The organism is Paraglaciecola sp. (assembly GCF_030730205.1).
GTDB lineage: Bacteria > Pseudomonadota > Gammaproteobacteria > Enterobacterales > Alteromonadaceae > Paraglaciecola.
The window spans coordinates 1-6,382 of sequence record NZ_JANQVQ010000003.1 but is presented as its reverse complement, the minus strand read 5'-3'; the positions used below and the strand labels follow the sequence as shown (position 1 = coordinate 6,382).

Annotated in this window: 5 protein-coding genes and 3 tRNA genes; 1 reads left to right on the top strand and 7 read right to left on the bottom strand. The window is 40.2% G+C overall.

Going from position 1 to position 6,382, the window contains the following annotated elements:
• Positions 1 to 162: 162 nt before the first annotated feature.
• From NWQ57_RS00175 to NWQ57_RS00145, 7 genes are all read right to left on the bottom strand, one after another.
• Positions 163 to 249: transfer RNA gene (locus NWQ57_RS00175), tRNA-Leu, on the bottom strand.
• 42 nt (positions 250 to 291) lie between these two features.
• Positions 292 to 365, bottom strand: a tRNA-Cys gene (locus tag NWQ57_RS00170).
• A 119-nt stretch (positions 366 to 484) separates the two neighbouring features.
• Positions 485 to 559 (bottom strand) — tRNA-Gly (locus NWQ57_RS00165).
• A 203-nt stretch (positions 560 to 762) separates the two neighbouring features.
• Complete coding sequence (gene pgsA, locus NWQ57_RS00160) at positions 763 to 1,326, bottom strand: CDP-diacylglycerol--glycerol-3-phosphate 3-phosphatidyltransferase (RefSeq protein ID WP_306019873.1); 564 nt, start codon at positions 1,324 to 1,326, stop codon at positions 763 to 765.
• Between the two features lie 95 nt (positions 1,327 to 1,421).
• Positions 1,422 to 3,248 (bottom strand): excinuclease ABC subunit UvrC, encoded by a 1,827-nt coding sequence (gene uvrC / locus NWQ57_RS00155; RefSeq protein ID WP_306019872.1) that lies wholly within the window; start codon positions 3,246 to 3,248, stop codon positions 1,422 to 1,424.
• 3 nt (positions 3,249 to 3,251) lie between these two features.
• The gene (uvrY, locus tag NWQ57_RS00150) at positions 3,252 to 3,896 is read right to left on the bottom strand and encodes a UvrY/SirA/GacA family response regulator transcription factor (RefSeq protein ID WP_306019871.1); all 645 of its coding nucleotides are present in this window, start codon (positions 3,894 to 3,896) and stop codon (positions 3,252 to 3,254) included.
• Positions 3,897 to 4,030: 134 nt separating this feature from the next.
• Positions 4,031 to 4,303, bottom strand: coding sequence for a hypothetical protein (locus tag NWQ57_RS00145; protein ID WP_306019869.1), 273 nt, complete (start codon positions 4,301 to 4,303; stop codon positions 4,031 to 4,033).
• A 232-nt stretch (positions 4,304 to 4,535) separates the two neighbouring features.
• Here NWQ57_RS00145 and NWQ57_RS00140 point away from each other — a divergent pair.
• Positions 4,536 to 6,382: alkaline phosphatase D family protein (locus tag NWQ57_RS00140; protein ID WP_306019868.1), on the top strand; the 1,847-nt coding region annotated here is incomplete at its 3' end.

Genomic DNA, 6,382 nt, shown 5'->3' with positions numbered 1-6,382 from the left:
GAGTTAAGTAGGACGTATTAAACACCCAATATTACTAAGTTTTTGGACATGAAGGGGTAAAGATGATAATTGAAAAAATGATTAAACTTAAATTTATGATTTGATAGTAGGGGTACACTAAATACATTCTGGGGGCTTGTGTACATTACTACATAAAAGAAATGGTGCCCGGAGCCAGACTTGAACTGGCACGACCTTACGATCGAGGGATTTTAAATCCCTTGTGTCTACCGATTTCACCACCCGGGCATGGGATACTTGCTCTAAGCAAGTTGGTGTTATTTAGCGTTATGGAGGCGGAACCCGGAGTCGAACCGAGATCCACGGATTTGCAATCCGCTGCATAGCCATTCTGCCATTCCGCCAAATTTTACTATTTCAAATTTGGAGTATCATATTAATGTAAACTAAAGCATTGATAAAATGCTGAGCAACCTTAATGAACCTCTGGCAATAATAACTTTTATTATTACTTTTACAAATTTGGAGCGGGAAACGAGATTCGAACTCGCGACCCCAACCTTGGCAAGGTTGTGCTCTACCACTGAGCTATTCCCGCTTTGCTCGATTTAGAACTCTCATTAACAGTGACTTTTAAGCCCTTGTTGATAAGCTTGTGTGCTCCTCATCAATCAATGGCGTGCATTCTACATTCAAAGTCTAATGTGTCAACCACAAAAATATCGATTTTTAACTGACTGCTTATTTTTTGTCATAAACGGACTATTTTCGTTCAATAACACCCGTATTTTATAAAAATACTTAATTCTTTTTTAAATCTTTCCATGCTGCAAGGGTGTAAATTACCATCGACCACAGTGATAAAATTGCGGCGATGTACAATAAAATATATCCCAAGGTCACCCAATAAATGGGAATACCCATAAAAGATTGCATTTCGGACAATAAGCCGATGAGCGCTAACATTTGCGCCATGGTTTTTGCTTTACCCGTAAACGACACTTTTACTAGTTCATGTTTACCTTGTTGGCCCATCCATTCACGTAATGCTGAAATATAGACTTCTCGAGCCAACAATAATATTGCCGGGATGGTAATCCAAATATCTGCATAAGTGTGGGTAATAAGGAGTAATGCCGTGGCAACAATGAGTTTATCCGCCACTGGATCTAAAAATGCGCCAAAGGGCGTTGTTTGTTCTAATTTTCGGGCAAGGTAGCCATCAAACCAATCAGTAATCGCTGCAAACCAAAATATAAACGCACCAGCTTGATGCGCCCATTTCCAATCTAAAAAATACACAACGACAAAAACAGGGATTAATAAAACTCGAACAACGGTAATAATATTGGGAATGGTCCACATGGGGTTATTATTCACTCTAATTTTTTAACTTTATAAATTCAACGACACTTTCTACCTCTATATAGCCAGCGCTACAAGCTTAATTTAACACACAATTAATGATGTAGATGGTCGTAGATTGTCTCAGCTAAATCTTCGCTAATGCCAGGAACCTTTGCAAGTTCATCTTTACTTGCTTGCAGTATACCCTGAAGCCCCCCCATGTATTTGAGTAAACTTTGTCTTTTCTTTGCACCTATTCCTGGAATGGATTCAAGCTTAGAGGTGTTTTTATCTTTTTGGCGGCGCTCTCGATGGCCGGTAATAGCAAAGCGATGAGCTTCATCACGAATATGTTGAATAAGATGTAGCGCAATGGAATCGCCGGCCATGGGGATAGTTTGATGACTACCTGCCAATATAAGCGTTTCTAATCCCGCTTTACGACTCGTGCCTTTGGCCACACCTATCAATAAGGGTGTTTTGGCATGCGTCCAATTTTCAAAATAATCCTCAGCCTGCGCTAATTGTCCTTTGCCCCCATCGATAAATAGAATATCAGGGATTTTTGTTTCGTCTTTTACGTCACGATAACGCCGCGCTAAGGCTTGCGCCATTGCCGCATAATCATCACCCGGTGTTATCCCTTCAATATTGTATCGACGGTAATCGGTTTTATAAGGACCATCACGATTAAATACTACACAGGAGGCAACCGTTAGTTGACCTGAGGTGTGGCTAATATCAAAACATTCCATTCGCTGTATGGGCTGCTCAAATTCAAGTATTTGCTCAAGCTCCACAAAACGTGCATGAACCGACTTCTGCTGGGTCTGTTTAGCAATTAAGGCATTTTCAGCGTTGTTATTGGCCATCTGCAGATAACGGCGTTTTTCTTCTCTGGCACCTTTAAAAAATTGTATCTTGCGCCCCGCCTCTTGGCTGAGTAATACCTCAATGGCTTCTTGCTCGGCGAGTTCTTGTGGGATGACAATTTGTTTAGGGATGAGTTTATTGCCTGCCAAGTAAAATTGCAGAATAAAAGATTGAAACACTTCTTCAGCGCTCGATTGCGCTGGCACCTTTGGATAAAAGCTCTTACTGCCTAACAATTTATTATCGCGAATAAACAAGCCATAAATACTGGCAATACCATTTCGATAGGCAAAACCGAATACATCGAGTTCTTGCTGATCGCCACTCACCCATTGCTGTTCTTGTATTTTACTTAATGCGCTAATTTGGTCGCGATAACGAGCGGCAGACTCAAACTGTAAATTTTCACTAGCGCCTTCCATTTTTTTAACGAGTGAATCAATAACCTGTTTGTTTTTACCTTTTAAAAACAAACGCGCTAGATTGACTTGTTCTGAATATTCATCGTCACTCACTAATCCCTCGACACAGGGGCCTGCACAGCGTTTGAGTTGGTATTGCAAACACGGACGAGTGCGGGCACGGTAGTAGCTGTCTTCACATTGACGAATAGGAAAGATTCGTTGCATGGTTCGTAAACTTTCACGCACAGCCCACGCACTCGGGTAAGGGCCGAAGTACTCACCTTTTAACTTACGCGGCCCTCGGTGATTACTTAAACGAGGATGTTCATGGGCAGATAAAAAAATAAAAGGATAGGACTTGTCGTCTCTCAATAATACGTTGTAGCGAGGTTTATATTTTTTAATGTAATTGTTTTCAAGAATGAATGCTTCTACTTCACTGTTTACCACAGTGACATCCATATCGTGAATTTGACTTACTAACGAGCGCGTTTTGATACTGTCTAGGTTTTTTCTAAAATAGCTACTGACCCGCTTTTTAAGATTTTTTGCTTTGCCTACATAAATGACATCTTGCTTCTGATTATACATCCGGTAAACACCCGGTTGATTAGTCAGATTTTTTAGAAAATCACTGTAGTTAAAAGATTCAGCACTCGACATTATTTAAAGCTGATCAGAATTAATTAACTTGTTTCTCAGTGCTAGATGCGTCAGTTCAACATCATTGGAGACGGCGAGTTTATCGAACATACGATATCGGTGGGTGTTTACCGTTTTAGCACTAATATTTAAAAAAACAGCGATATCTGGAACTTTAGCACCCTTAGTCAACATTAAGGCTATCTCAAGTTCTCGTTCAGACAATTGTTCAAAAGGGTTACCCTCTTTTAAATTTAACTGGCCTAACGCTATTTGCTGAGCGATATCAGGAGAAACATACTTTTGCCCTACCGAGACTTTACGAATAGCTCTGATCATTTCTTCAGGATCAGAGTCTTTAGTGAGGTAGCCAAATGCGCCCATTTGCATCACTTTAGCCGGAATGGGGTTTTCTTTGTGCACCGATAGTACGATGATGCGAATTTGCTCAGAAAAACGCAGGATTTGTTTGGTTGCTTCCAGTCCTCCCATTCCTGGCATACTCATGTCCATTAAAACAATATCGGGATCATTTTTACGGCAGAACTTAACGGCTTCTTCACCATTGATGGCCACGCCAATTACACTGAAATCAGCAACGTCTTCGAGTATTCTACGAATACCGGTTCTGACCAGCTCATGGTCATCAACTAATAACAACTTTATCAACTTTTACCTCAGTTACATGACAAACGGCGAATATCAAAAAAGATTCAACCCTTAGGTATGAAACAAGTTGTAGAGTTTGAAGTTACTATCACGTCCTAGTTTATAATAAATACAAATCTTAACTTACAAAACGTTTAACGATAAAAATGCTGACTCAATCTATTCCACCCCAGAATAGTATCACTGAGCCCCTGCCCTTCGTTTCTGGCACAGCAGTGCGCAATTTCACAGTGTATCTGCCAACGATTAGAACAATTAACCACTAATTTAGGTTTACTCGGCTCACCACCGCATCGACAGTGAGCAGGCACATGAGTTACTTGACTAATTCGACGAGCGATACTTTTTTTCTTTTTTAAGGGCAACATAAGCAATAGGTGCACTTTATAATAAGATGGCTTAAGCATAAGGTAACTACACCGCATTAAACAACCAAAAAATCAATTAAAGTCGTTCTTAGGTGGCTTATGCTGCAGTTTTAAACAATGCTTGGGCCTAAGCACGAATGAAGGTGACTAACTATCAACCACCTTGGTCATTAATAATACCTATCCTCCATTTTCCTCTCATTTACTTTAGGGCTGAAGCATTGTTAAATTAGTGTAAAATGCAAGCGCAGTGCTACCAGAGGAAAGTAATTTGCAGCAACAGATACTGGCAGGCCCCATTTTAAAGAGAATGAGTACCACTGAACTCACAATGTGGTTTGTTAGTACACAACCATGTACGGTTAAATTAGAGCTAACACCCGATACCGGCTCGAATATCTTTTTTGAGCTAGGCAAAAATCAACACAGTATGATTAAGCTTGGGCAATGTATTTATATCCATTTGTTGCATGTAAAACTGCAAACTGCTCTGCCGGTTAATCAATGGATAGGCTATCAGCTGTATTTTACTCAGGCTAACAATCAGCAAGCCCTGCTACTCACGCAGTTAGTCAGTGATCTGTGTTACCCAAACAGGCTGACACCCGGCTTTGTTATCCGTTCTACTTTGCATAAAATTTTGCATGGCTCATGTCGCAAACCACATCATGCTGGAAGTGATGGTCTGGTTATCGCGGATAAATACTTAGCTGACAATCAATCAATTGAGCAATGGCCAAGTTTGTTAATGATGAGTGGTGATCAAATATACGCGGATGATGTTGCGACCCCCATGTTAGTCGCCATTCATAGTGTTATTAGTCGCTTAGGCATTAAAAACGAGAGATTTGATCAAGCGATGGTCAATGATTCAGAAACCTTGCATGCAACACAACCTATGTATAATCAACGCGTAGCATTACTACCAAATGATCAAGGAAGCCAGAAGCTACGAATACCTCTATTTAAATCAGCTGAAAAGCCAGTTTTCACCACGGTTCATGCTAACAATCATCTCGTTTCGTTTGCTGAAGTAGTGTCGATGTATTTATTATGCTGGTCACCAGAGCTTTGGAAGTTAGCTGATTTAAGTATTCCAAACAATATTGATAGCCAACTTCACGCCAGCTATCAGCATGAATTAGATTTAATAACTGAATTCAGTAAAGGCTTAGTCAAAGTCCGGCGAGTTATGGCTCACCTGCCCTCTGCCATGATATTTGACGATCACGATATTACTGATGACTGGAACCTTACCGCAGATTGGGAAAGTAAAGCCTATGGGCATGTTTTTTCAAGGCGTATTATTGGCAACGCATTACTTGCTTATTTACTCTTTCAAGGCTGGGGCAATGCACCGGATAATTTTAATCATGAATTTATGTCAAAAGTACAACACGGCATAGATAAGCTCGGCACTGAAAAACATGATGAGCTCATCACCACTTTACTCAAATTCGAACATTGGCATTATGAATGGCCAACAAACCCAAAACTCATTGTACTAGATACACGCACACAGCGATGGTGGTCAGAGACGAATGTTAATAAACCTTCGGGATTAATGGATTGGGAGAGTTTATCTCAGTTACAACAAATGTTAATTGATGAGCAAGCAGTAGTATTAGTGTCTCCAGCGCCTATATTTGGAGTAAAGCTAATCGAGGCAATTCAAAGCATTTTCACCCGTATAGGAAAGCCTTTAGTCGTAGATGCCGAAAACTGGATGGCTCACCCTGGCAGTGCCAATTATTTATTAAACGTATTTACCCACCGTCAAACCCCACAAAATTTTGTCATTTTATCAGGTGACGTGCATTACTCTTTTGCCTATAAAATAAAACTGAAACGACGAACAAATAGTCCTGATATTTGGCAAATTACCAGTAGTGGTTTAAGGAATACTTTTCCAGAGAGTTTATTAAACTGGCTCGACAGACTTAACCGTTGGTTATTTGCCCCTTATTCTCCATTAAACCTTTTCACTAAGCGGCGCAATATGCGGATTAGCCCTTTAAAACCTGACCAATGTTCAAAAGGTGAACGCTTGGTAAATGGTTCAGGAATTGGCTTAGTTGAATTAGATATTACTGGAAAACCCATTAAAATCAGTCAATT

Coding starts and splice junctions, on each gene's coding strand:
- pgsA (WP_306019873.1), bottom strand. CDS start 1,326: ATGTGGACCATTCCCAATATTATTACCGTTGTTCGAGTTTTATTAATC.
- uvrC (WP_306019872.1), bottom strand. CDS start 3,248: ATGTCGAGTGCTGAATCTTTTAACTACAGTGATTTTCTAAAAAATCTG.
- NWQ57_RS00145 (WP_306019869.1), bottom strand. CDS start 4,303: ATGCTTAAGCCATCTTATTATAAAGTGCACCTATTGCTTATGTTGCCC.